Source organism: Weissella coleopterorum, assembly GCF_011304355.1.
Taxonomy (GTDB): Bacteria; Bacillota; Bacilli; order Lactobacillales; family Lactobacillaceae; genus Weissella; species Weissella coleopterorum.
In genome coordinates this window covers 1,439,928-1,464,902 of sequence record NZ_CP049888.1, presented here as the reverse complement: position 1 = coordinate 1,464,902, position 24,975 = coordinate 1,439,928, and the positions used below count along the sequence as shown (strand labels likewise).

The 24,975-nt window shown below is 39.1% G+C and carries 21 protein-coding genes and 1 other annotated feature; of the genes, 20 read left to right on the top strand and 1 reads right to left on the bottom strand.

The features are described 5' to 3' along the window. Positions 1 to 87 precede the first annotated feature (87 nt). From G7084_RS07400 to G7084_RS07320, 17 genes are all read left to right on the top strand, one after another. A complete protein-coding gene (locus tag G7084_RS07400; RefSeq protein ID WP_166011410.1) occupies positions 88 to 384 on the top strand; it encodes a GNAT family N-acetyltransferase in 297 nt (98 codons plus the stop codon). Between the two features lie 161 nt (positions 385 to 545). Beyond that, a complete protein-coding gene (locus G7084_RS07395) occupies positions 546 to 1,085 on the top strand; it encodes a dCTP deaminase/dUTPase family protein (protein WP_166011408.1) in 540 nt (179 codons plus the stop codon). 2 nt (positions 1,086 to 1,087) lie between these two features. After that, positions 1,088 to 2,458 carry a DNA repair protein RadA gene (gene radA, locus G7084_RS07390; protein WP_166011406.1) on the top strand — a complete coding sequence of 457 codons (1,371 nt, stop codon included), beginning with the start codon at positions 1,088 to 1,090 and terminating at the stop codon, positions 2,456 to 2,458. A gap of 29 nt (positions 2,459 to 2,487) precedes the next feature. Further along, positions 2,488 to 3,612, top strand: a complete 1,125-nt coding sequence (locus tag G7084_RS07385) for a PIN/TRAM domain-containing protein (protein WP_166011404.1) — start codon at positions 2,488 to 2,490, stop codon at positions 3,610 to 3,612. Positions 3,613 to 3,689: 77 nt separating this feature from the next. Next, positions 3,690 to 5,186 (top strand): glutamate--tRNA ligase, encoded by a 1,497-nt coding sequence (gene gltX / locus G7084_RS07380; RefSeq protein WP_166011402.1) that lies wholly within the window; start codon positions 3,690 to 3,692, stop codon positions 5,184 to 5,186. A gap of 62 nt (positions 5,187 to 5,248) precedes the next feature. Beyond that, positions 5,249 to 5,455: a binding site (T-box leader), on the top strand. Positions 5,456 to 5,517: 62 nt separating this feature from the next. Then, a complete protein-coding gene (gene pheS, locus G7084_RS07375) occupies positions 5,518 to 6,561 on the top strand; it encodes a phenylalanine--tRNA ligase subunit alpha (protein WP_166011400.1) in 1,044 nt (347 codons plus the stop codon). A gap of 5 nt (positions 6,562 to 6,566) precedes the next feature. Then, the gene (gene pheT, locus G7084_RS07370; protein WP_166011398.1) at positions 6,567 to 8,987 is read left to right on the top strand and encodes a phenylalanine--tRNA ligase subunit beta; all 2,421 of its coding nucleotides are present in this window, start codon (positions 6,567 to 6,569) and stop codon (positions 8,985 to 8,987) included. Positions 8,988 to 9,296: 309 nt separating this feature from the next. Next, positions 9,297 to 10,961, top strand: a complete 1,665-nt coding sequence (gene mltG / locus G7084_RS07365; RefSeq protein ID WP_166011396.1) for an endolytic transglycosylase MltG — start codon at positions 9,297 to 9,299, stop codon at positions 10,959 to 10,961. A gap of 11 nt (positions 10,962 to 10,972) precedes the next feature. Beyond that, entirely contained in the window at positions 10,973 to 13,558 is a 2,586-nt protein-coding gene (locus G7084_RS07360; RefSeq protein WP_246163793.1) for a YfhO family protein, read from the top strand. 157 nt (positions 13,559 to 13,715) lie between these two features. Beyond that, positions 13,716 to 14,198, top strand: coding sequence for a transcription elongation factor GreA (gene greA, locus G7084_RS07355; RefSeq protein WP_166011393.1), 483 nt, complete (start codon positions 13,716 to 13,718; stop codon positions 14,196 to 14,198). A 181-nt stretch (positions 14,199 to 14,379) separates the two neighbouring features. Continuing rightward, complete coding sequence (locus tag G7084_RS07350; protein ID WP_166011391.1) at positions 14,380 to 16,407, top strand: penicillin-binding transpeptidase domain-containing protein; 2,028 nt, start codon at positions 14,380 to 14,382, stop codon at positions 16,405 to 16,407. A gap of 126 nt (positions 16,408 to 16,533) precedes the next feature. Further along, positions 16,534 to 17,085, top strand: a complete 552-nt coding sequence (locus tag G7084_RS07345; protein WP_166011389.1) for a 5-formyltetrahydrofolate cyclo-ligase — start codon at positions 16,534 to 16,536, stop codon at positions 17,083 to 17,085. Between the two features lie 78 nt (positions 17,086 to 17,163). Then, the gene (locus G7084_RS07340) at positions 17,164 to 17,379 is read left to right on the top strand and encodes a YqgQ family protein (protein WP_166011387.1); all 216 of its coding nucleotides are present in this window, start codon (positions 17,164 to 17,166) and stop codon (positions 17,377 to 17,379) included. Positions 17,380 to 17,471: 92 nt separating this feature from the next. Continuing rightward, a complete protein-coding gene (locus tag G7084_RS07335; RefSeq protein WP_166011385.1) occupies positions 17,472 to 18,437 on the top strand; it encodes an ROK family glucokinase in 966 nt (321 codons plus the stop codon). 414 nt (positions 18,438 to 18,851) lie between these two features. Further along, complete coding sequence (locus G7084_RS07330) at positions 18,852 to 20,738, top strand: NlpC/P60 family protein (protein WP_166011383.1); 1,887 nt, start codon at positions 18,852 to 18,854, stop codon at positions 20,736 to 20,738. Between the two features lie 80 nt (positions 20,739 to 20,818). Continuing rightward, on the top strand, positions 20,819 to 21,328 hold the full coding sequence (locus tag G7084_RS07325; RefSeq protein ID WP_166011381.1) for an NUDIX domain-containing protein: 510 nt from the start codon (positions 20,819 to 20,821) through the stop codon (positions 21,326 to 21,328). 67 nt (positions 21,329 to 21,395) lie between these two features. Further along, positions 21,396 to 21,776 carry a rhodanese-like domain-containing protein gene (locus tag G7084_RS07320; RefSeq protein WP_166011379.1) on the top strand — a complete coding sequence of 127 codons (381 nt, stop codon included), beginning with the start codon at positions 21,396 to 21,398 and terminating at the stop codon, positions 21,774 to 21,776. 56 nt (positions 21,777 to 21,832) lie between these two features. Here the strand turns inward: G7084_RS07320 and G7084_RS07315 are convergent, their stop codons facing one another. Beyond that, entirely contained in the window at positions 21,833 to 22,015 is a 183-nt protein-coding gene (locus tag G7084_RS07315; protein ID WP_166011377.1) for a DUF3042 family protein, read from the bottom strand. A gap of 83 nt (positions 22,016 to 22,098) precedes the next feature. Between G7084_RS07315 and miaA the strand changes: the two genes are divergently transcribed. The 3 genes from miaA to glnA all read left to right on the top strand — a co-directional run bounded on the left by miaA (position 22,099) and on the right by glnA (position 24,796). Beyond that, positions 22,099 to 23,022, top strand: a complete 924-nt coding sequence (gene miaA, locus G7084_RS07310) for a tRNA (adenosine(37)-N6)-dimethylallyltransferase MiaA (protein ID WP_166011376.1) — start codon at positions 22,099 to 22,101, stop codon at positions 23,020 to 23,022. 77 nt (positions 23,023 to 23,099) lie between these two features. Next, complete coding sequence (locus G7084_RS07305) at positions 23,100 to 23,453, top strand: MerR family transcriptional regulator (RefSeq protein WP_166011374.1); 354 nt, start codon at positions 23,100 to 23,102, stop codon at positions 23,451 to 23,453. Next, the gene (gene glnA / locus G7084_RS07300; protein WP_166011372.1) at positions 23,450 to 24,796 is read left to right on the top strand and encodes a type I glutamate--ammonia ligase; all 1,347 of its coding nucleotides are present in this window, start codon (positions 23,450 to 23,452) and stop codon (positions 24,794 to 24,796) included. Before G7084_RS07305 ends, glnA begins: the two co-directional genes overlap by 4 nt. The last annotated feature ends 179 nt before the right edge of the window (positions 24,797 to 24,975 follow it).

The window sequence follows — 24,975 nt, the reverse complement described above, 5'->3', positions numbered from 1 at the left end:
ATATTAGTTATGTAAGAAAATAGCTTTAATTTGAAATTTAATTAATTCAAGTTCGGATGACTTTCCTGTTTTGAAAGGTGGTGTGAAATGGAATTTGAAATTGAACCAGGACGCTTACTTCACCGTAACGAGCAGGGAGAAATAGATGCTGAGCTAATTTTCTCGGTTATTGAAGATGGACGAGTTTGGTCGATTGATTCGACCAATGTTGCTGTACAATTGCGGGGCCAAGGAGTTGCTGGTGCCATGTTGACGCAACTTTTTGAGATGGCACAGCAAGAGCATAAGTTATTACGACCGGTGTGTTCGTATGCTAAAAAGAAGTTCTTTGTTACGCCGGAGTATCAAAAAATCGAGTGGCATGATGGTATGCCTTTAGTGTAAATTTAATACTATTTAAGCGTCCTTTTAGGAGGACGCTTTATTATTTTTAAAATAGCAGGCGATATATATTTTATTAAATCTTAAAATCTGAGATAGATAACATTATTTTGGTTAAAGTTAGGTATAATAAGAAACAGACAATTTATTTAGGAGGATTGATGATGGGGAGAAGCTTTGCAATTGTTGAAAAGTATCAAAAAGCCGATTTGAAATTACCACAAAGAAGTACTAAGTTTGCTGCGGGGTATGATTTTCAAGCTGCTGAAGATTTTGTCGTACCATCAATTTGGCGGCACAATGTACTACAAGTGATTTGGTCAATTTGGCGTCAAAATCGAGTGACTGATGAAGCGTATCAAGGCGCTCATAAAGATTTTAAACCAGTTTTAGTACCAACTGGAGTGAAAGTTTATTTAGAAGATGACGAATATTTGATGGTAGCCAATCGTTCATCGAATCCATTAAAACGTGGATTAGTCTTGCCTAACGGGGTGGGAATTATTGATGCTGATTATGTAGATAATCCTAGTAACGAAGGTGAACTGTTCATTCAAATGACTAATTTTGGTCTACGTGATCTGAAAATTAAAAAGGGTGAGCGAATTGGGCAAGGTATTTTCATGAAATATTTAGTGACTGATCAAGATGCTCAAGACGAAAAGAATGTTCGCCAAAATGGCTTTGGTTCAACGGGGGTTTAAAGATGGCAAAAGCGAAAACCCATTTTGTTTGTTCCAATTGTGGTGACATTTCACAACGCTATTTAGGACGTTGTAGTAATTGTGGTGCTTGGGGCACTTTGGTGGAGGAAGTTGTACCAAGTGATAAAGTTGATCGAAAAAATCGAGTAAATTTAGCCGGTCAAGTGGCTAAAGTTGAGCGACTGAATCAAGTTGCGTTAGAAGAAGTTCCACGAGTTAAAACTAAAATTGAAGAATTTAATCGTGTTTTGGGGGGTGGAATTGTTCCCGGATCAATGGTCCTGATTGGTGGTGACCCGGGAATTGGTAAGTCGACCCTTTTACTCCAAGTTTCAGGTCAATTAGCTGGTCAAGGCGTGGTTTTGTACGTTTCCGGCGAAGAGAGTGCCGCACAAATTAAACTGCGGGCCGAACGATTAGGGGTCGAAGATGATCATAATTTTTTGATTTATCCTGAGACTGATATGACGCAAATTCGAAAAGCCATTGATGATTATGGACCTGAGTATGTGATTATTGATTCGATTCAAACGATGCAACAACCAGATGTCAATTCAGCGGTTGGCTCGGTGGCTCAAATTCGGGAAACAACTGCTGAGCTACTTCAAATTGCCAAAACGAACGGGATCACCATTTTTGTGGTAGGGCACGTAACCAAAGAAGGGGCCATTGCCGGGCCCAAAATTCTTGAGCACATGGTGGATACCGTTCTCTATTTTGAAGGTGATAATCAACGAAGCTATCGCTTGTTACGGGCTGTTAAAAATCGATTTGGATCAACGAATGAGTTGGGTGTCTTTGAAATGCAACAAGAGGGCCTGACAGAAGTGTTAAATCCTTCGGAAATGTTCTTAGAGGAACGGATGGAAGCGACGACTGGTTCGGCGGTAGTGGTTGCACTTGAAGGAACGCGACCGATTTTAGTGGAATTGCAGGCCCTGGTGACCCCGACGGTCTTTGGGAACGCCCAAAGGACTAGTTCGGGAATTGATCGAAATCGAGTATCATTAATCATGGCAGTGTTAGAAAAACGCACAAACATGTTGTTACAAAACCAAGATGCGTATGTTCGTGCGGCTGGGGGTGTTAAGCTGAATGAGCCAGCGGTTGATCTAGCTTTGGCAGTGGCGATTGCTTCAAGCTATCGTGAAGCTGAGACCCGCCTTACGGATGCATTCGTAGGTGAAATTGGTTTGACCGGTGAAATTCGGCGCGTACCCCATATTGAAGAACGAATTACTGAAGCACATAAGTTAGGTTTCAAACGTATTTTTATTCCCAAAAATAGTTTGAAGAACACCTTGCATGTGGAAGGAATTCAAGTAATTACTGTAAAGACTCTCCGTGAGGCCTTGGATCTGGCGTTGAGTTAGTTAATAAACAGACATAGGAGGAAGTTGACATGCGCAAAAGAATTATTCAATTAGCGTATATCCTCGGTGGTGGGGCACTTGGAATTGCCTATCTACCGGACCTGTGGAATTTAATAGGTTATTCACATATTTTATGGATCAATAATCCAGTTTCAGGATTTATCCTTGGTGCAATTATTTTTTACCTATTGAGTTTATTCACATGGTCATTTTTTGATCGTTTGCTAAGGGGGGTGGAACAAACCTTAACGGAAGAGCCACCACTTAAATTATTATTGGGGAGTTTAGGAACAATTATTGGGTTGGCGCTCGCTTTCTTAGCAACGGCACCTCTACGGAGTATTCCTAACCTATTCTTCAATACTGGAATCCCATTGTTGGCCATGATTGTTTTAGGTTATTTGGGTTATCGTATTGGGACGGGAAGAATGGATGAAGTTTATCACTTCATGACAAGTCTAATGTCACGCCTTCGGATTCGATCAACGCGAGGGAATTCTGAAGAAACCATCGTCAATGAACCACTGGATGAAGCTAATTTTCATCATTATAAAATTTTAGATACTAATATTTTGATTGATGGTCGTATTTTGGAATTAGTCAAGACGGGTTGGATTGAAGGAACGTTATTAGTGCCAAATTTTGTCTTGTATGAATTACAATACATTGCAGATGCAGGTGAACCGTTAAAACGAGTCCGCGGACGGCGGGGCTTAGATATCTTAAATGAGTTGCGTGATACACAGACGATCCCTCTTGAAATGTGGGACGGTGACTATGAGGATATTAAAGAGGTCGATGAAAAATTAATTCGGCTCGCACAGGAATTGGGTGGTGTTTTGGTGACCAATGATTATAACCTAAATAAGGTCACCACATTTCAAAATGTTGAGGTTTTGAATTTGAACGCGTTAGCCAGTGCTTTACGTGCCCAAGTAGCGGTTGGCGATCAATTACAGGTAGTTTTGGTCAAGAATGGGCGGGAACGCCAGCAAGCAATTGGTTATTTAGATGATGGAACCATGGTAGTGGTAGAGGATGGGAAAAAACATCTACAACAACACGTTAAAGTAGAAGTTACGTCCAGCTTGCAAACTGACGCCGGTCGCATGATCTTTGGTGATTATTTGGCGACGGTTGCGCTTGAAAAGTAAGCGTGAATAGCGTAAATTAATATTGTTTTGGAAATTGTTGAGATTATTAAAAAATTAATTAAAGAAGGTAGAATGGAATGACTGAAGCCACAGATAAAAAAGTACGGGTACGATATGCCCCTTCACCAACGGGTTATTTACACATTGGAAATACGCGAACAGCTTTGTTTAATTGGTTGTTTGCGCGGCATTTTAACGGTGAATTTATCATTCGAATCGAAGACACTGATACATCAAGAAATATAGATGATGGTGAAGAATCACAATTTGATAACTTAGAATGGTTAGGGCTTGATTGGGATGAATCACCCCGTAATCCCGGAAAATATGGACCCTATCGTCAGTCTGAACGGTTAGATATTTATAAACGATATATTCAAGAGTTATTAGATCGTGGGTTAGCATATTATTCTTATAAAACTTCAGAAGAGCTTGAGGCTGAGCGTGAAGCGCAAGTAGCCGCAAAGCAAGCGCCACATTATGTTTATGAATATGAAGGAATGAGCGATGCTGAAATTGTTGTTGCTCAAGAAGCGGCCCAAGCAAAAGGGTTACCTGCAGTTGTACGTTTCCGTGTTCCTAAAGAGCAACTTTTTGCGTGGGAAGACCTTGTGAAAGGGCATGTGGAGATTGGTGCGGAACAAGTGGGTGGCGATTGGGTAATTCAAAAAGCCGATGGTATGCCAACTTATAATTTTGCCGTAGTTGTGGACGATCATTTGATGGAAATTTCGCATGTTTTACGTGGGGATGAACATGTTTCAAATACACCTAAGCAATTGATGATTTATGAAGCATTTGACTGGGAAGCACCTGTTTATGGGCACATGACGCTGATTTTGAATGCAGAAACTGGTAAGAAGTTGTCAAAGCGTGACAACAATGTGATTGCTTTTATCTCGCAATATCGATCAATGGGTTATTTACCTGAAGCTATGTTGAACTTCATTTCATTGTTAGGTTGGTCACCAGTTGGTGAAAAAGAAATTTTCACCAAGAAGCAATTGATTAAAATGTTTGATCCAGCACGATTATCTAAATCACCCGCTAAATTTGATAATAAAAAATTGGAATGGGTTAATAATCAATGGGTTAAAAAGATTGATGAAGGGGTCTTATTTGATAAATTAATCCATGAATTAATTGATGCCAAGTTGATCACATCGGCTGAATTAACAACGGAAAAATTGCAATGGGTTCGGCGTGTCATGGCACTCCATCAAGATGGAATTTCATACACATCGCAAATTGTTCCTTTGGTTAAACCGGTTTTCTTTGACTTAACGACGAAGGCCGATTTAGGGGAAGATTCGATGGAATGGATGGAAAAAGACTACGTTAAAGCACTTTTGACGCGTTGGCTAGAGATGCTTGAAGAGATGCCTGTTTTTGATGCCGGTTCGATTGTGGCGTCAATTCGGAATCTACAAAATGAAACGGGTGTTAAGGGGCGTGATCTATGGATGCCATTACGAATTTCGGCTTCACGGGTCAATGAAGGTCCAAACTTAGGTGATGTGATGGAATTGTTAGGACGTGACACCTCATTGAAAAATATCCGTGAATTTATATAAGCGAATGATTATTGATAACAAGTTTCCTTGTATTTTAAAAGGAAGCTTGTATACTTTAAGTTGTAGAAACTTTGAACGGTCTAGTAGATTTTAAATCAGGATTTAGAGAGCGACGGATGGTGGAAAGTCGCCTTGATTAAGATTGAATTTCAGCCGGGAGTTGATTAATTGATAAGATTAATCCGGGTCATTTCCGTTAATGAATGCCGTAAGTGTAGTGATTTTACCTACAAAACTTGGGTGGTACCACGTTAATTAACGTCCCTTTGGCTTTTTGGCCGAAGGGACGTTTTATTTATAAGCGAGTTCGATAAAAAAGAGGAGTGTGAAAATGAGTCTAATTCAAGATTTAGAAAAATTACGCCAACAAGCTTTGCAAGATATTGATGAAAAAAGTGAAAATGCGCAGGATCTACAAAATGCTCGGGTTAATTGGTTAGGTAAGAAGGGTTCGTTAACTAATATTTTACGGGGAATGAAGGATTTAACGCCCGAAGAACGGCCCACGGTTGGTTCGATGGCCAATGAAATTCGAGATGTCATTTCAGCTGCCATTGCAGAACGCCAGGCTGAGTTTGAAGCTGCCGCTTTAAAATATCAATTACAAAAGGAAACGCTCGACGTGACTTTACCAGGGCGTAAAGTCAAGCAAGGTCAACCCCATGTTTTACAACAAATTATTGATGAATTAGAAGATCAATTTATTGGAATGGGTTATCAAGTTATCGCCGGACCAGAAGTCGAACAGGATAAATATAATTTTGAAATGATGAATTTACCAAAAGATCATCCTGCTCGTGATATGCAGGATACCTTTTATATTACATCTGAGATTCTAATGCGGACTCAAACTTCACCAGTCCAAGCACGGACTTTAGAACAACATGATTTCACGACAGGACCTTTGAAAATGATTTCGCCAGGACGAGTTTATCGCCGTGATACGGACGACGCAACACACTCGCATCAATTTCATCAGGTCGAAGGGTTAGTCATCGATCGTAATATTACGATGGGAGATTTGAAGGGGACTTTATTAGCTGTTGCCCATCAATTATTTGGCGCAGATCATGAAATTCGGTTACGTCCGTCATATTTCCCGTTTACAGAACCTTCAGTTGAAGTAGATATTTCGTGGGGTGCCGTCACAGCAGATACGAAGCCAGAAGATATTGAATGGATTGAAGTTTTGGGGGCCGGGATGGTGCATCCTAATGTTTTGAAGGCTGCTGGAGTTGATCCAAACGTTTATGGTGGATTTGCCTTTGGAATGGGACCCGATCGATTTGCGATGTTGAAGTATGGCGTGGAAGATATTCGTAACTTCTATCTCAATGATATGCGCTTCTTAACGCAATTTGACCAGAAAGGATAATTAACATGAAAGTATCAACTAATTGGCTCAAAGATTATATGACGATTGATTTACCAGTCAATGAGCTAGCTGAAAAAATTTCGCGAACTTCTGTTGAAATTGAAGGCAACTCACAAATGCAAGGTAAGATGAAAAAAGTAGTCATCGCTAAAGTTCTTACCGTTGAGCCTCATCCAGATTCAGACCATATGGTGATTACGCAGGTAGATGCGGGTGAAGATGAACCCATCCAAATTGTTACAGGTGCCCCTAATATTGCTGAAGGGCAAACCGTAATTTTAGCTAAACATGGATCAGTGATTGGTGATGGTATTAAAATTAAAAAGGGTAAGTTACGTGGTGTCCGTTCAAATGGAATGCTTTGTGCATTACAAGAAATTGGACTAGATGATAATTTAGCACCTAAAGAATTAGAAGCCGGTATTTGGGTTTTCAATGCAGAAGATGCTAAAGATCTTGTGCCTGGGGAGGATGCTTTCCATGTTCTAGGAATGGATGATCATGTTTTGGAAACTGGAATTACACCAAATCGTGCTGATATGTTATCGATGAATGGAACGGCATTTGAAGTGGCAGCAATGTTGGATGTACCACTCAGTTTACCGCAATTCAATTTACGTGAAATTGAGCAAAAGACAAGTGAGATCTTAGCAGTGGAAGCGCCTAGTGAATTAGCTTCCACTTATAGTGTACGGGTAATTAAGGATGTGAAGGTTCAAGATTCCCCACTATGGATGCAAAAGCGTCTTTGGAATATGGGGATTCGGCCGATTAATAATGTTGTTGATACTACTAATTATTTAATGTTAATGTATGGACAACCTTTACACGCTTTTGATTTTGACCAATTGCCTAGTCCTCATTTACAGGTTCGGGCGGCTAGAGATGGTGAAAAATTGACGACTCTTGATGATATTGAGCGAGAGACAAGTGCGGGCGATATTTTAATCACCGCTAATGATCAACCCTTGATGTTTGCCGGAGTGATGGGGGGGACTTCAACAAAAGTTACCGAACAGACGACTACGATTGTGTTAGAAGCTGCTATTTTTGAACCAACCGCCATTCGCCATACGGCACGGGATCAGAGTTTACATTCTGAGGCCTCACAACGATTTGAACGTGGGGTTGATGCGTCAATGACCTTAGTGGCTTTGGATCATGCGGCGACTTTGATTGCGGAACTTGGCACCGGAGAGATCTTATCGGAACCGATTATTGCACAAGCTAAAACAGTTGAATTACCCGTTGTTTCAGTCACTTTGAATCATGTTCAAAGAGTCTTGGGAATTAAAATTTCAACCAGTGAAGTGGGAGCAATCTTTGACCGGCTGCAATTTTCTTACCAAGAAAATAGTGATGAATTCAAGGTTGTAATCCCAACCCGGCGTTGGGATATTTCAATTGCTGCTGATTTGATCGAAGAAATTGCGCGAATGTATGGGTATGATAATTTACCAACAACTTTGCCAGTGGGTGAAATGACACCGGGTGGTTTAACCACGGCACAAACTTTGATGCGGGCTAGTCGCCATGTGCTAGAAGGATTAGGCTTAAACCAAGCTATGTCGTATGTGTTAACTACTCCCGAAAAAGCACAACATTTCCAACTTGAACCAGGAACGCCAGTCCAACTGAACTATCCAATGTCTCAGGATCGACAACAAACGCGTAGCTCATTGTTGACTGGTCTGTTGGACGATGTGGCTTATAATGTCGCTCACAATCAAAAGGATATAGCCCTATATGAACAAGGCCGAATTTTCATTGCTGATTCTGATCAACAGCAGCCTCGAGAAATTGAGCACTTGGCAGGGGTGATTTCAGGCAATTGGGAAGAACGTTCATGGATTGATCAAGCAGAAAATGTTGATTTTTACACTTTGAAGGGGATTGTAGAACGTTTGTTAGCAAATTATCAATTTAAACAACCGTTCAAATTTGTAGCAACCGACCAACATGCACAAATGCATCCAGGACGTACAGCGGATATTTATGTTGGGGATACTTATATTGGTATGTTGGGACAAATTCATCCATTAACTGCAAAAAGTTATAAAATCAATGAAACCTTTGGATTTGAATTAAACTTGGATACAATTATTGCTTTGCCAAAGTTAAAAACACAATATAACGCAATTTCGCGTTATCCTGAAATTGCGCGTGATATGGCTATTTTGGTGGATAAAGACTTGGATGCTGCGACACTACAGCAAGTGATTATCCAAGCTGGCGGGCGTTATCTTGAAAAAATCGAACTCTTTGATGTGTATACCGGTGTTAATGTCAGCGGAAGTCAAAAATCATTAGCGTATGCCTTAACTTTCGTTGATCGCGAAAACACATTAACTGATGAAGTAGTAACGGGAGCGATGGATTCAATTACTTCAACCTTGAAAGAAACTTTTAGAGCGGAAATTCGTTAAAATTAGCCACTTTTGTTTAAACAAATTAGGTGTTTTAGTGTTGAGATGGTAAAATAAATGAGATTGGGATATTTATGCCTAATCTCATTTTTAATAATCATTTTTAAAAGTGTTTTAAATAAACTGAAATTTTTATAAATAAAATGGAACCATTGAGAAAACAACCGGAGTATGCAGGACTATTTATAATTTTCGTTGATCTAAATTTTTCAAACAGATCACGAATGAATAATAATGTTTTTATATTGATAGAAACTTATTGTTGAAACCGTAGACTAAAATTATATAAAAGCAATCGAGGAAGTGAATATGCCATTTGAACCGCGAAATTCGCGTTATGAGAAAAAGAAAAAAGGTTTTTTAAAACGTGATAAACCAAAAGTAGAACCAAAAAAAGAGGTTGAAAAAAGTTCAAAGGTAGCTCCAAAAAGGGTTAAGCCAGATGAATCTTCGCGCGCAATGCAAAAAGAACAACCATCAATTACACAAACCACGTCAGTCAATTTACCAAATGGGGCTGAGACGAAAGCCAAGTCGGATTTAAGTCAACCAGTTGCTAACCCGGATTCAGCCCTTAAGGAGTTAAAGGCTGATCAAGTGAGCCCCATGACGACTAATCAACCTGATATGCGGTTAACTTCTAGCGAAGCATTGACCGTTGAACATCAAACGGCATCCAATCAGGTGACGCCGGTTAGTAAGACTTTATCGCGACGTGCCCGTTTGAATGAGCAAAAAACTGGTAATCATGTTATGCGCTCAAAAAAGTCGTCTCGAAAAGGGAAGCGGACGAACAATGCAACAGCCATTCGACCGGTTAAGAAAAACAAGTTAAATCGGGGTAAACAGCAACGACGACCACAAATGACTGCTAAAAATGGTAAGCGTCGATTTGTGTGGATTGTCCTGACCTTGGTGGTTTTGTTGGTAGGGATTTTAGGTTGGCGTGGCATTAGTTCTTACCGTCAATCAAATGACTACAGTGCGATGCAGCCTAAGAATGGTAAAAAGCAGGAAGTATATATTCCCCAAGGAGCGACAGTGCAACAGATCGGCCAAATATTAGTGAATAAGCATTTGGTCCATTCGAATAAAGCTTTTCTACATTATGTCAGCACGCATGATGCTAGCAACATGTTAGCGGGTTACTACCAATTAAGCCCCTCAATGCCAATGAAAACTTTGGTCGATCATCTCTTAAAAGGTGGTTCTGATACTCCAGTAAATCATGATATGGTCTTAACAATGACTGAAGGGGAAGGGATTGCGAGTTTTGCTAAAAAAGTTGGCAATTCAAATAAATTCACAGAAAGTGATTTTTTAGCCAAGGTTAATGATCAAACTTTCTTAGAAAAGTTAGCGAAAAATTATCCTAAGTTATTAACTTCAGCAATGGCGGCAAAAGATACACGTTATCGGTTGGAAGGTTACCTCTATCCGGCAACCTACGACTATGCGCAGTATCAAACAGTGGAAGATCTAATTACTGCCATGGTCGCTAAAACAGATAGTGAAATGCAACCATACTATAGTAAAATTAAGAAAAGCAATATGAGCGTTCAAGAATTGATGACTGTTGCCTCGTTGGTTCAAGGTGAAGGTGTCGGTGATAAGGACATGCGGATTATTGCCGGTGTATTCTTAAATCGTTTGGACATTAATATGCCAATTCAATCAGACGTTGCTATTAAATATGCGTTGCAGACTGATCGAGTTAATTTATCAGTTGACGATACGATGGTTGATTCACCATTTAACTTATATCGAAATTCCGGTTATGGACCAGGACCAATGAATAATCCAAGCATTCAGGCTGTGAAAGCAGTTTTGAATCCAAAAGATCGTGATAAGAAGTACCTATTCTTTGTGGCTAATCTAAAAACGGGTGCCATTACTTATACGAAGAATCAAAAAGATCACGATGAAGCTGTGGCTAAAGTTGATAAGATCAATCAAGGGATGGAAAATAGATAAAAGGATTAGACATGCACAAGAAAACGATTAATATGAATCCGTTACAGTGGCGTGCAAACACTCAAGCCTTATGGCTTAGCTTTTTAGGACCGGCTATTTTTATAGCCGGTTATTTTGCGTTTCGAGGTGTAGCACCCTTTGGTGATAATACAGTTTTAACAGTTGATTTAGGACAACAATACATTGATTTTATTGCCTATCTTAAAGGCAGTTTAAGTCATGATCCGAGTCGTCTACTATATAGTTTTAGTAAAGGATTAGGAGGTAATTTTTATAGTGATGGGGCCTACTATCTTTTTAGCCCACTGAATCTATTGTTGCTGCCCTTTTCTAGCACTGGTCTGCCCGTCGGGATTTTCCTGCTTACTATCTTGCGTTATGGTTTAGCTAGTTTAAGTATGGCTTGGTCGTTACGTTTAATGCGTTGGCAAAATGGATATATGTTGACCATGTTTGGAATAATTTATGCGTTAAGTGGCTGGATGGTGGTTAATCAATTAAATGTAATTTGGATTGATGTAGTGATATTGCTACCTTTAATTGTGGCTTTTTTTGAACGTTATTTAGCAGGCTATAGTTATTGGCCGTATATTTTAATGATTGCCTTAGGTTTTATTTGTAATTACTACATGATGTATATGGTAGGACTATTTTTAATTTGTTACTTTCTATGGCGCTTAACATGGGAACCTTACCCTTTTTATGAGTGCTTGAAAATGTTGGGTAAATTTATCTTTGCTTCCTTAATGGGGGTGGGCTTATCGGCATTTATGTGGTTACCAACTGCAGTCACCTTGCATAATTCAAAAGGTCAACATTTTTGGGAAAATGTTAAAAACGTTTTTGATCATAATCCACTTGATTTACTAACCAAATTTTTTATCGGAGCGTTTGATTTTCAGCAAATTGAGTCAGGATTGCCAAATATTTTTGTTGGTAGCTTGATTCTAATTCTATGTTGGTATTTTTTCACGACAAAGGTAGTACGCAGGTCAACCCGGGTGATGGGATTGATCATCACGGTCTTCTTTGTGGTATCAATGCTGTATCAACCATTAAATGTAATTTGGCACGGTTTCTCTTTTCCGGTTTGGTATCCATATCGATTTAGCTTTGTCTTTATTTTCTGGTTGATTTGGCTAGCGGCCAGTGTTTGGTCACCTAAGATTGAATTTAATAAATGGCAGGCTGGCGGTTTAGTTATTATTACATTCATGGTGGTGACTTTGATAATTTATCAAAGGACTCAATTTGATTACCTAAATCTATACCAAATTGGACTAGGCAGTGCCGTTTTTGGACTAATGATTTTTGGAATGATGCAAATTCGAAAACATCCAATTTGGCTTCTGATGATCGGATTTTTAGTGGTCGGTGAAATGATGATCAATACTATTTTGACTTTGAATCATCTAAGCTATCTCTCAAATCGAGAATATCATCGGGTCGTCAAGACCATTAAGTCCAGCACAGATGGCTTGCCACAGAAGCAAAATGATTTCTACCGCGTTGCTAAGAATTTTCAAAGAACAAAAGATGATCCAATGCAATTTGGTTATGCGGGAGGTAGTGTTTTTTCATCAATGTTAGAGCATCAACAAAGTGAATTGATGGCGGTTTTGGGCCAACCAGAAGGTGATAATTATATTGCCTACGGTGGCGGAACATTAATTAGTGATAGTATGTTGGGCATTCGTTACTTATTGCGAGTTGATCAAAATAATACGCGATCGATCCCGGCAACAATGTTTAATGATAATCGTTATGACACCATTGATAATTATGAAAAGGTCAGTCAGCAAGCTGAGGTTGAGACTACCAAAAATAAACAAGCTTTACCATTGATTTTTGCAGCCGATCCCGCAGTTCTTAATTTTGAGGCTCGCCATGATGATCCAGTGAAAAATCAAAGTAATCTTTGGCGTTCTTTGCTGGGAAGTGATGAAGATACTTTTGATAATTTGAATTTTAGTGGTGCGCAAGCTGATAATTTAACCGCACCAGAGACCGTGACAGGCGCATTCTTATCAAAATTGAATCCAAAACAACCGGCTAGCTTAACTTTGAACTACAAAAAACAAACGGCGGGTCCAGCATACTTAACGTTGGGATCAGCTTTAAATGCTGATAATTTAGAAATTCAAGTTGATGGACAGCCGATTTATGCGATTCCGGCGCATCGACATACGATGATTTACACTTTGCCAAACAGTGGAGAAATTTGTGCTCAGCATCAAATTAAATTTATTTTAAAGTCGAATACAGTGTGGTTACAAAACGTATCACTATACAATCTAAAAGAAAAAAATTGGGTTGAACAAGCGCAGCGTTTACAAAAACAAGGAATGCAATACCAAAAAGTACGTGCGACACAAATTCGAGGGACGGTTAATGTTCCTAAGGGTGAAACTGTTTTGATGTCGACAATTCCGTATGCTAAAGGTTGGTCAGTATATATAGATGGACATTCGGTCAATTCCGTTAAAGTAGCAAATTACTTTTTGGGGCAGTTGTGGCGCCAGGTCAGCACCAGGTGGAATATCGATATCAAGTGCCGTTTCTACATGAAGGAATCATTATTTCAATTGGGTTTATGATCTTTTTGATCGGGATGAGTTGGTCAGAAAGTTCGAAACGTCGACACTCCCTCCATGATTGATCTTTACAACTAATTCAGATCGTGGTATCTTGATTTTTAGTTTGAATGGCAAAAGCCATGACTTAAAATTATATAAATTATTTAGGGGGCCAATTATGGCAGATGAGAAAACATACCCAATGACACTTGCGGGAAAGCAAAAATTAGAAGCAGAATTAGATGAATTAATTACAGTTCGGCGTGGCGAAATTACAGCAGCAATTCAAGAGGCTCGTTCGCACGGTGATCTTTCTGAAAATTCAGAATATCAATCCGCTAAAGATGAACAGGCCTTCGTTGAAGGACAAATCAAATCTTTGCAGAATATGTTAGATAATGCTGAAGTGATTGATTCTAGCTCAATTGCCACAGATGAAGTTTCGGTGGGAAAGACGGTAACCTTCCAAGAAGAAGGGGATACGCCAGAATCTTATGCAATTGTAGGTTCAATTGAAGCTGATCCAGATGCAGGTAAGATATCAAATGAATCACCGATTGGAAAAGCGTTAATCGGTCATAAAGTTGGAGATACGGTCCAAATTACGACTGAAAATGGTTTCTCTTTTGAAGTTAAAATTATTTCAGTTACATTAGCTTAAAAATTAATAATCAAATCCAGTGGTAAGTTTTTTAAGATGAGCAATAGCTGATTTTAAAAAACTTATTTTTGTTTAATTTAATGGAAAGCTTGTATAATTAAACAAGTAGTTTTTATTAATTGTCGATGTAGAATGTGATAGAATAAAATTAAATAAATAATTGGAAATTAAGGTGTGACGAATGCAACAGCCAAGACGAAAAAAGAAAAATCGACGGGCCCCCAATTCATTGACGCGTATTCCAGTACGTTTAAATGTCTTGTTAGGAATTGTAATTTTGCTGTTGGTTTTACTAGGCTTGCAGCTGGCAAATTTGCAAATTCGCAAACAAGCTAGTTTTAAAGAGGAAATATATTCTAGTTCGAAAAGTTTAGAAAAGGAACGGGTACAACGTGGGCGTATTTATGACGATACGGGGAAAGTAATTGTGGATAATAAAGGAACCCAAGCAATTACTTATCGGAAGCCAAAGAGTATTGACGAGGCGGAGATGTATCGTGTTGCAAATGAGACGGGAAAGTATTTAAAAATTGATACTGATCAATTATCGCCTACAAATTATGCAACGTATTATGTGTTAGATCAGAAGCGAGCTAAAAAGGTTGGCGATTCTATTCAAAATTTAGCTACCTATGGTTCGGATGCGTGGATGCGTCAAGTTACTAAATATGTTATGAAGCATGAAAGTGATTTCCCATTAACTGACCAACAAAAAAATAATGCTATGCTTTATCAAAAAATGTCAGGTGCATATGCTTTATCAACGGTGTATTTGAAGACAAATGATGTCACCGATGAAGAAATTGCTAACATTGGTGAACGGCAGTCCAAGATGCCCGGAGTTAAGGTCGGAATCTTTTACACACGTGAATATCCAAGTGGTGACGGAATGAGTTCGATTATTGGCTCTGTCTCTAATTCAAAGTCAGGATTACCTGAATCAGAAGTTAACACCCTGTTAGCACAAGGCTATAGCCGTGATGATAGTGTGGGAACATCATATTTGGAACAATTCTATGAATCAGCGCTAAGCGGAAGTAAAAAGATTGTTTCTGTTGGTAGCAGCACGTCTAAACGAACGGTGGTTCAAAATGGTCAGGCCGGATCAAACTTGAACCTAACAATTAATGCTAAATTCCAAGAAGATTTGCAAAAGATCTTGGAAGATAATATTCCTGGAGGGTTGACTGAGGGGGCATACGCTGTAGCGATTAATCCTAAAACTGGTGGTATTTACGGAATGGCAGGAGTTCATCGGGATAATGATGACGGTAAATTGACTTCAGATGCATTGGGAAATATTAATCGGGCCCAAGTTGTAGGTTCAGTGGTCAAACCAGCCATGATTACGACTAGTATGATGAATAATGTGATTAGTGCCCAGAATAATGCGATTAATGATGTACCGATCCAAATTGCCGGAACGGCGAAAAAATCATCTTGGTTTAACCAAGATGGTTCGGTCCCATTAACAGCTGAAACGGCGCTACAAAATTCTTCAAATTCATACGTGATGCAGATGATGCTGAAGATGGGTGGCTTAAATTATTATCCAAATATGACTTTAGGTAACTTAGATCATGATGTATGGCAAAAAATGCGAAATGGCTTTGCTCGCTTCGGGCTGGGGGTTAAAACGGGAATTGATTTACCTGGTGAAACGACCGGAATTAAGGGATCAACGGATGGTAGCCATAGTGGTAATGCCTTAGATGAAGCTTTCGGACAGTATGATACGTTTACGCCCATTCAATTAGCTCAGTATGCCGCTACCATCGCTAATGGTGGTTATCGTGTTCAACCGCACGTGGTTGGATCGATTTCACAAAGACAACAAAATTCTGCGATTGATCAGTTGCAGACAACGATTCCAACGAAAGTATTAGGTACTGTGGGTTGGAGTGCATCCGAGCGCGAAGTGATTTGGAACGGAATGAATTTGGTGGTTAATGGTTCCGGACCTTACGTGACGGGGTCTACTTTGAAAGATGTCAAACCTGGTATCTATGCCAAGACGGGAACGGCAGAAACCTTCACCAAGGGGCAACAAACTTATAGTTCAACTGGAATTTCATTTGTGCCAAATCGGGATGTAGCAATTGCGATTGTGATTCCGGGAATTTCAAATCAATCTCAAGATGGAATTTCATCAGAATTTACTAAAAAAATCTGGGAAGCTTATTGGAAAGATGTTGAAAATGCTCAATAAGTTGGTGTAAAAATCAAATTGGTAAATCCTTGATTTGTTTGTTAACGAATCAGGGATTTTATTTTAAAAATTTGAAACTGACACCGTCAAATCGGGTAGAAGTGTTGATAAGTGGGAGGAGCATCGATGTTAGATAAAAGAATGCTTAGACGTCAAGCGTTAGAAAACTTAAGACAATTAACCACAAAGCAAAGAGCCGCATTGATGTTACAGTTGCCAAAAGCGGTTGCTCGATTAGAGAAATGGAAACTTAGTCAAGTAGTGGCATTACCCGTGTCACAGGCTTTTGAAATTCCAACCAATTTATTAATTCAAATTGCCTTACAACAGCATAAAACAGTTGTTGTACCTAGGGTTAAAACGAAAACGATGATGGAATTTATTGCGATTACGCCAGAGACAATCTATTCTAAAAGCAAATTTGGAATTTTAGAACCAGTGGAAGGGACAGTCATAGCACCTAATGCAATTGATTTTTTTGTTGTACCAGGTTTATTCTTCAGTGCTGATGGACAACGAATTGGTTTTGGCGGTGGTTATTATGATCGTTACTTAGAACGAAGTTTAGGCTATCGGTTAGGCGTGACCATTGAACTTAATTGGAAACTGAAAGCAGATTGGGATGTTGAAGTGACAGATCAAGGCATGGATCAAGTTATAAAATTAGCACCCGAATAAATTATATTGTGGTAAGATATTGCTGGGTCATCGCTGGTAAGTGAGAATTTAAAAACATTCAAAGTAATGAGGTGCAAAATGGAAAAACGACCAATGCAAACCTTTAAAGATGTATTGAATTTACTCAAAGTATATGATATTTACATTCATGTAGGTGAACGTTTATGGGATTTGGAGTTAGCTGCCATTGAAGTTGATAATTTGGCCAAAGCTGATTTGATTGATAACGACTTATATTTACGAGCGAAGTTAGTCTTAGAACGTGAACATCGATTGGAATTAAAAAAGAGTTAAACCGCTTTCATTGACTTTTATTATCCTGTTCTAGTACAATATAAAGGTTGATTGAAAACGCATACATTGAAGCTTGTGGGGGAGTATTTAAGATGCAAAAAGATAAATTAATTGGTGTTGATTTAGGTGGAACTACGATTAAATTCGCTATTATGACGTCTGGGGGAGAAATCCAACAGAAGTGGTCAATTCGGACAAATGTATTAGATGATGGTCAACATATTGTGCCTGACATTATTGAATCAATTAATCATCATCTAGATTTATATGAATTACCAAAAGAACGCATAATTGGAATTGGAATGGGAACACCTGGAACGGTTGATTACCAAAATGGAACCGTTCGAGCAGCATATAATTTAAATTGGAAAGAAACACCAATTCCAGTTAAGGCCGAAATTGAAAAAGGAACAGGGTTACCTTTGACGATTGATAATGATGCTAATTCAGCTGCGTTAGGTGAGCAATGGCGCGGGGCTGGCGAAAATGCACAAGAAGTGGTTTTCATTACTCTTGGAACAGGTGTTGGTGGTGGAATTATCAATGATGGTCGCTTGATGCACGGTGCGAATGGAACTGCTGGTGAAGTGGGTCATATTGTTGTTAAGCCAGATGGATATCTTTGTACATGTGGGAATCATGGTTGTTTAGAACAATACGCTTCAGCCACGGGAGTTGTGCATTTAGCACAAGACTTAGCTGAATCATACGCTGGAAATTCAGAATTAAAGGGGATGATTGATGATGGAGCGGAAGTGACATCTAAAATTGTTTTCGACCTTGCAAAAGATGGTGATTATCTTGCCAATGAGGTTGTCGACCAAGTTGCATTTTATCTTGGCTATGCCTCTGCCAATTTAGCAAACACCTTAAACCCATCAGCTGTTGTGATTGGTGGAGGAGTCTCTGCAGCAGGTCCCTACTTATTAGAACGTATCAAAACTAATTTCATGAAGTTTGCGTTCCAACCAGTGCGTGAACACACGGAAATTAAATTAGCTGTTTTGGGAAATGATGCAGGAGTTTATGGTGCAGGTCTATTATCGAAACAAGCATAAAATCAAATAAATTTAAAAAGAAAGAGATCTTCCAAATGACTTGGGAAATCTCTTTTCTTTCGAATAATTCTGTACCACATTTATGAAATTATAAATATTAAATTTTCTTTAAGATGGTAAAGAAAGTAAAAAGATGTTAAAATTTACTTAACGTAAAAATAAAAGAAATTTAACAGTTGCCTAAAACTGGATCAAACAGGCGTTAAACCACTTTTTAATCGCGATTTAGATAGTTCTGTAATTGAAAAAAAGTGGGAACATGCGATAATAATTGTTATGATCAAAAACTGTGAAATTTATTTTTTTACATTTATTGCCAACGTGTTTTAAGTAGTTTTATTGAACAATATTAGTAAGTGAGCCCGTTTATGATAGTAGGTTCACCACAGCAAATATACTCGAAGAGGTACCAGAATGTCGAATTTAGAAAATGTTAAACTATCAAATACAGGTAAAATGTTTGTCGCCGCAGCAGCTGTAACTGCTGGAACGTTTGTTCAAGTTAACCAAAATGAACATGCGGTTAATGCCGATGACACACAATCAGCTGTTAAAAATTTGGGAAAAACAGTTAATACATATAAAATTCAAGCAGGTGACACTTTAACTAAGATTGCCAAGGCTAATAATGTTGCTTTGGATGACTTAGTAAAGTTAAACGGCATCACTAACAAAAACATGATCATTGTTGGTCAAAGCTTACAATTATCAGAAAATGAAAATGTTGCCGTAGATGGGACTAAGATTTCTGATCTTAAGTATAATGCTAATGCTGACACGAACAGCGATCACTTCATGACGGTTTCAGAATATAATGCCTGGGTCAATGATGGTCGTCAAGTGGCTGCAACATCAGTCACTGAGACTGTTGAAGCCACAGCAACTAGCACTAAGAGTGATACTAATGCTGTTGTTGATGGCACTAATGTGGCTGACTTACAATATAATGCCAATGCTGATACTAATAGTGATGGCTACATGACGGTTTCAGAATATAACAACTGGGTGAACAATGGTCGTCCAGCGGTAAATACTGATACAACAACCACTGAAGATAATGCGGCAACATCAAATAACGATACAACAACTACTGAGAATAACACGACAGCATCAAATAACGATGCAAGCGCAACTGCAAATGTAGCAGCTGATGGAACTAATGCGGCTGACCTACAGTATAATGCCAATGCTGATACTGATGGTGATGGCTACATGACGGTTTCAGAATACAATAATTGGGTGAATAATGGTCGTCCAGAGGCAAATAACGATACAACAACAACAGCTACTGAAGATAATGCGACAGCATCAAAGAACGATAACGATGCAACCGCAAATGCGAACACAGCAGTTGATGGAACTAATGTAGCTGACCTACAGTATAATGCCAATGCTGATACTGATGGTGATGGCTATATGACGGTTTCAGAATACAATAACTGGGTGAATAATGGTCGTCCAGAGGCAAATAACGATACAACAACAGCTACTGAAGATAATGCAACAGCATCAAATAACGATAACGATGCAACCGCAAATGCAAATACAGCAGTTGATGGAACTAACGTAGCTGACTTACAGTATAATGCCAATGCTGATACTGATGGTGATGGCTACATGACGGTTTCAGAATACAATAACTGGGTGAATAATGGTCGTCCAGAGGCAAATACTGATACAAACACTACTGATGAGAGTGCAACAGCATCAAAGAACGATAACGATGCAACTGCAAATGCGAACACAGCAGTTGATGGAACTAATGTAGCTGATTTGCAATACAATGCGAACGCTGACGCCAATGGTGATGGCTACATGACGGTCTCAGAATATAATGATTGGGTTAATAACGGTCGTCCGGAAGCTAATAATAATCAAGCCACTGATAATAATGCTGGTGAAACCAGCAATGATACAGCAACAGATAATAATAGCCAAAACCAAGGTTCATGGTATGATGTTGCAATGTCATTAGTTGGAATTCCTTATGTATGGGGTGGGCACACACCATCATCAGGATTAGATTGCTCTGGATTCACGGCTTGGGTATATAACCACTCAGGAATGACTTCGAATTTCCCAGCTTACACGGTTGCACAAGAAAATGCGACAACAAGTATTTCAGTTGCGGCGGCACAGCCTGGTGATCTCTTGTTCTGGGGAACACCCGGGGCCACTTATCACGTAGGGATCTATCTTGGAAACAACCAATTTATTGCTGCACCGCAACCTGGTGATGTTGTTCGGGTACAAACACTTACAGCTAGCTGGATGCCAAGCTTTGCAGGAACATTGCGCTAAAAATTAATTAAAACTCGTGACTATACAACTAGTTATGAGTTTTTTATTTTTTGTTACCAATTAAATGTTAGGAGAAACTAATGCCGTATCAAGATTCGTACATTGCTAAAATTAGAGAGTATATTGGTCATGATTTCAAGCTAGTCATGCCAACAATTGATATTATCATTGAACAAGCTGGAAAATTGATGCTAGTCTACAATCGAGATTTCAATGGTTGGTCTTTTCCAGGTGGTTATGTTGAACCTGAGATGGCTTGGGCTGATAATGCGGTTCGCGAAGCAGAAGAAGAAGCGGGAGTGATTGTACAGCCTGAAGATCTTCAATTAATTGGCTCAATTTCTGGGCCTGGTTATCGGGCTAAATATCCGAATGGTGATGAAACTCAGCTCTTTACTAATATATTTTTGACGTCAATTGTGCAAGCAGAATCGGCAACAATTGATGAAACTGAAATTGATGCTAAACGTTGGATGACTCCGACCGAAATTGCTGAAATTAAATTAACCTTTGCTGGTCAAGCAGTCTATGATGCATATCAAAAGTATCGAATAACCGGAGAGCCACAATTAATTGCCCAAAAAGATTAGATTATGTTTGCCTATTTTATGCTAAAATTATTAATATAATCTATTAGAAATTTAGAGGGATTTTTTTATGTGGTATACGATAATTGCGATTATTGTTGTTTATTTAGTTTTGACCTTTGGACTCCGTTATTGGACGGTTTTCTCATTGAAGCGTAAGGCAACTTTATTGGATAGTGATGAATTTGAGCAACAAAGCCGCAATGGTCAAATTATTGATTTGCGGGATGCAGCTGATTTTAAAAGTAAGCATGTTTTAGGTGCGCGTAATATTCCGATGCAATATTTGTTACAGAATACCTCAGCTATTCGACGCGATAAGCCGGTCTATTTTGTGGATGCTGATAATCAAGCAGCTGAGCGGATTGCACGAAAACTTAAAAAAGAAGGTTATACGGATATTGTCGTCTTAAAGGGTGGTATGAGCAAGTATACCGGAAAAATTAAATAAAAAATGAGAGGCACGGAAGTTTCTTCCATGCCTCTCATTTACATTAATGCTACAAATTATGAACGTGGAGTATGTGAATTTCCGGCTTTGCGGGCTCCACGAATTTCAGTTGCTTCAAATTGCGCTTCTTCTTTTTCGATAGGTTCAATTGCTACTTTGTGATAGACTTTGGCTGCTCCGGCAAGACCAGCGATGGTTCCAACAATTCCTGTTAACATTCCTAAGCTAAATTTCTTCATAATACATACCTCATATTCTTGTAATACATATATTTTATCATGAATTAACTAAGATAGGCCCAAAAGCTGTGAAAGGAAATAATATGCAAAAAATAATTGTCATCGCAGGACCAACCGCCGTGGGTAAAACCCGTTTGTCAATTCAATTGGCCCAAACTTTCAATGGTGAAATCATTTCAGGCGATTCAATGCAGATTTATCGACATCTCGATATTGGAACCGCCAAAGCAACGAAATACGAACAATCACAAGTACCGCACCATTTAATTGATCTCGTAGAACCATCTGAAAAATTTTCAGTAGCTCAATTTGTACAAGTCGCACAAACTGCAATTGATGAAATTGTGGCCCGCGGGAAGCTGCCAATTATTGTAGGCGGAACGGGTTTTTACTTACAAGCGTTATTAGGTGATCGACCGTTGACAGTAATAGATGATTTTAAAATCGATCCGGTCTTTTTAACTCAATGGGAAGATCAAGTTGCCATATCTGGGGAACCTCAATTACGACAGGCGTTGGCAGAAGTTGATCCTGTTAGTGCTGAACGCATTCTGCCCGGTCAAATTCGGCGAATGATTCGAGCATTGGCTGTAAGCAAAGCTAAAGGACGCCCTTTTTCTGTGCTACAACCAGAGCCAAAACGTCGTTATGATGCTTTTGTGATCGGTCTGAACACGGAGCGTTCGGTTTTATATGAACGGATTAATCAACGAGTAGATGAGATGTTATCAACTGGTTTGATGGATGAAGTGGCCTTGGTGGCTCAGTTGCCTGAAGATGCAACAGCTAAGAAAGCTATTGGTTATAAAGAATTATTCCCTGTTTTGAATCAGGAAGCACCGTTAGCAGCGGGGGTTGAAAGCTTAAAACAAGCCTCTAGACGATATGCAAAACGACAATTAACTTGGTTTAGAAATCAATTTGACGATATCCATTGGTATGATTTGGTACAAGATGCTCAAGAAATTAACAGAATTAATAATGATGTTAAGCACTTTATGTTATAAAAGGTAACATGAAAATCCCTGTTTTTGGTTGAATTGGCTATAATAGACAATATTAGCAAGAATAAAGGAGAGTAAAGATGACACGAACGCGACAATTGAGACAAGATCTAGCTATTCTCCCAATGGGAGTTGTGGAACAGCTAACGGGATTAAGCGCGCGTCAGATTCGTTACTACGATCAACAAAATTTGATTCATCCTGAACGTGGTTCCGGTCAACAAAGGCGGTATTCATTAAACCAGATTGAACGACTCATGGAAATTGCAGATTACCTAGATGCGGGTTATTCTATCGCTGATATTCATGCGGTGGATCAGAAGAAACAAAAGAAGACTGGGGTCGTTGATCAAGATGCAGTTCGCCGATCATTGCAAGCTGAATTTATTCAAATCGGTCGGTTTGGGACTAGCAAAAGAGGGGATATATCATGACAAAACATACTTATTCTAGACAAGAGATTAAAGAAACGATTGTAGCAGAAAATGTACAATTTTTGCGTTTACAATTTACTGATGTTTTTGGTACTATCAAAAATGTTGAAGTACCAGTGTCACAAGTTGATAAAGTTCTTGATAATAAAATGATGTTTGATGGGTCATCGATTGACGGCTTTGTTCGAATTGAGGAATCTGACATGTATTTATATCCTGATCTGAATACTTTTATGATCTTTCCTTGGGCAACGGACGAGAATGGTGGCAAGGTGGCGCGCTTAATCGCTGATATTTATACGGTTGATCGTCAACCCTTTGCTGGTGATCCGCGAAATAATTTGAAGCGAGTTTTGAAGAAAATGGAGGAACAAGGCTTTAAAGAATTTAATTTAGGAACAGAGCCAGAATTTTTCTTATTTAAGATGGATGAAAACGGTGAACCTACCCTTAAATTAAATGATCACGGGGGATATTTTGATTTAGCACCGCTAGATTTGGGAGAAAATACGCGTCGTGAAATTGTTTTAGAAATGGAAAAAATGGGCTTTGAAGTTGAAGCTGCCCACCACGAAGTGGCACCTGGTCAGCACGAAGTTGATTTCAAGTATGCGGATGCTTTAGCTGCAGCAGATAACATTCAAACGTTTAAAATCATTGTTAAAACGATCGCGCGGAAGCATGGATTGTATGCCACATTTTTGCCAAAACCTGTCACAGGTATTAACGGGAATGGAATGCACGTGAATATGTCATTGTTTAATAACGATGGCAATATTTTCTTCGCTGAAGATGGTGAATTACAGCTATCGTCAAAAGCCTATGATTTCTTAGGTGGTATCTTAGAACATGCGGCTTCATTTACGGCAATTACCAATCCAACTGTTAACTCATATAAACGCTTAACCCCCGGATTTGAGGCTCCCGTTTATGTGGCTTGGTCGGCTTCCAATCGATCACCGATGGTGCGTATTCCTGCGGCTCGCGGTAATTCAACGCGTTTAGAATTAAGATCGGTTGATCCAACTGCAAATCCTTACACTACTTTTGCGGCGATTTTGATTGCTGGTTTAGATGGTGTAGAGCGAGAATTAACTCCAACGCATGCGGTGGATCAAAATATTTATCTGATGGATGAAAACGAGCGAAAACGAGCGGGCATCACGAACTTGCCGGATACTTTGCTGGCCGCCCTTGATCAATTTGAGGCTGATCCAATTATGGTGGCCGCCCTTGGTGAAAACATGGCGAATACCTTTGTGGCTGCTAAACGAGTCGAATATGCTTCTTATCGTCAGCATGTTTCCAAATGGGAAATTGACACGTATATTCAACAGTATTAATATCATTAATCCCATTTAAAAAATTTGATTTATAACCAAGTCGATTCATAGACTTGGTTTTTTGTCATGCTTTATTTGTTGAAAAGGAAGTGAGCTGGGAATTTTTAAGAAAGATTATAGAGTGTGAGATTGACGTATCAATTCCAACAGAACAGTGTAAAATTAAAAATATGAATCGT

Excerpts from the sequence above, each read along its gene's own strand:
- G7084_RS07400 (WP_166011410.1), top strand. The coding sequence starts at position 88 with ATGGAATTTGAAATTGAACCAGGACGCTTACTTCACCGTAACGAGCAG.
- G7084_RS07395 (WP_166011408.1), top strand. The coding sequence starts at position 546 with ATGGGGAGAAGCTTTGCAATTGTTGAAAAGTATCAAAAAGCCGATTTG.
- radA (WP_166011406.1), top strand. The coding sequence starts at position 1,088 with ATGGCAAAAGCGAAAACCCATTTTGTTTGTTCCAATTGTGGTGACATT.
- G7084_RS07385 (WP_166011404.1), top strand. The coding sequence starts at position 2,488 with ATGCGCAAAAGAATTATTCAATTAGCGTATATCCTCGGTGGTGGGGCA.
- gltX (WP_166011402.1), top strand. The coding sequence starts at position 3,690 with ATGACTGAAGCCACAGATAAAAAAGTACGGGTACGATATGCCCCTTCA.
- pheS (WP_166011400.1), top strand. The coding sequence starts at position 5,518 with ATGAGTCTAATTCAAGATTTAGAAAAATTACGCCAACAAGCTTTGCAA.
- pheT (WP_166011398.1), top strand. The coding sequence starts at position 6,567 with ATGAAAGTATCAACTAATTGGCTCAAAGATTATATGACGATTGATTTA.
- mltG (WP_166011396.1), top strand. The coding sequence starts at position 9,297 with ATGCCATTTGAACCGCGAAATTCGCGTTATGAGAAAAAGAAAAAAGGT.
- G7084_RS07360 (WP_246163793.1), top strand. The coding sequence starts at position 10,973 with ATGCACAAGAAAACGATTAATATGAATCCGTTACAGTGGCGTGCAAAC.
- greA (WP_166011393.1), top strand. The coding sequence starts at position 13,716 with ATGGCAGATGAGAAAACATACCCAATGACACTTGCGGGAAAGCAAAAA.
- G7084_RS07350 (WP_166011391.1), top strand. The coding sequence starts at position 14,380 with ATGCAACAGCCAAGACGAAAAAAGAAAAATCGACGGGCCCCCAATTCA.
- G7084_RS07345 (WP_166011389.1), top strand. The coding sequence starts at position 16,534 with ATGTTAGATAAAAGAATGCTTAGACGTCAAGCGTTAGAAAACTTAAGA.
- G7084_RS07340 (WP_166011387.1), top strand. The coding sequence starts at position 17,164 with ATGGAAAAACGACCAATGCAAACCTTTAAAGATGTATTGAATTTACTC.
- G7084_RS07335 (WP_166011385.1), top strand. The coding sequence starts at position 17,472 with ATGCAAAAAGATAAATTAATTGGTGTTGATTTAGGTGGAACTACGATT.
- G7084_RS07330 (WP_166011383.1), top strand. The coding sequence starts at position 18,852 with ATGTCGAATTTAGAAAATGTTAAACTATCAAATACAGGTAAAATGTTT.
- G7084_RS07325 (WP_166011381.1), top strand. The coding sequence starts at position 20,819 with ATGCCGTATCAAGATTCGTACATTGCTAAAATTAGAGAGTATATTGGT.
- G7084_RS07320 (WP_166011379.1), top strand. The coding sequence starts at position 21,396 with ATGTGGTATACGATAATTGCGATTATTGTTGTTTATTTAGTTTTGACC.
- G7084_RS07315 (WP_166011377.1), bottom strand. The coding sequence starts at position 22,015 with ATGAAGAAATTTAGCTTAGGAATGTTAACAGGAATTGTTGGAACCATC.
- miaA (WP_166011376.1), top strand. The coding sequence starts at position 22,099 with ATGCAAAAAATAATTGTCATCGCAGGACCAACCGCCGTGGGTAAAACC.
- G7084_RS07305 (WP_166011374.1), top strand. The coding sequence starts at position 23,100 with ATGACACGAACGCGACAATTGAGACAAGATCTAGCTATTCTCCCAATG.
- glnA (WP_166011372.1), top strand. The coding sequence starts at position 23,450 with ATGACAAAACATACTTATTCTAGACAAGAGATTAAAGAAACGATTGTA.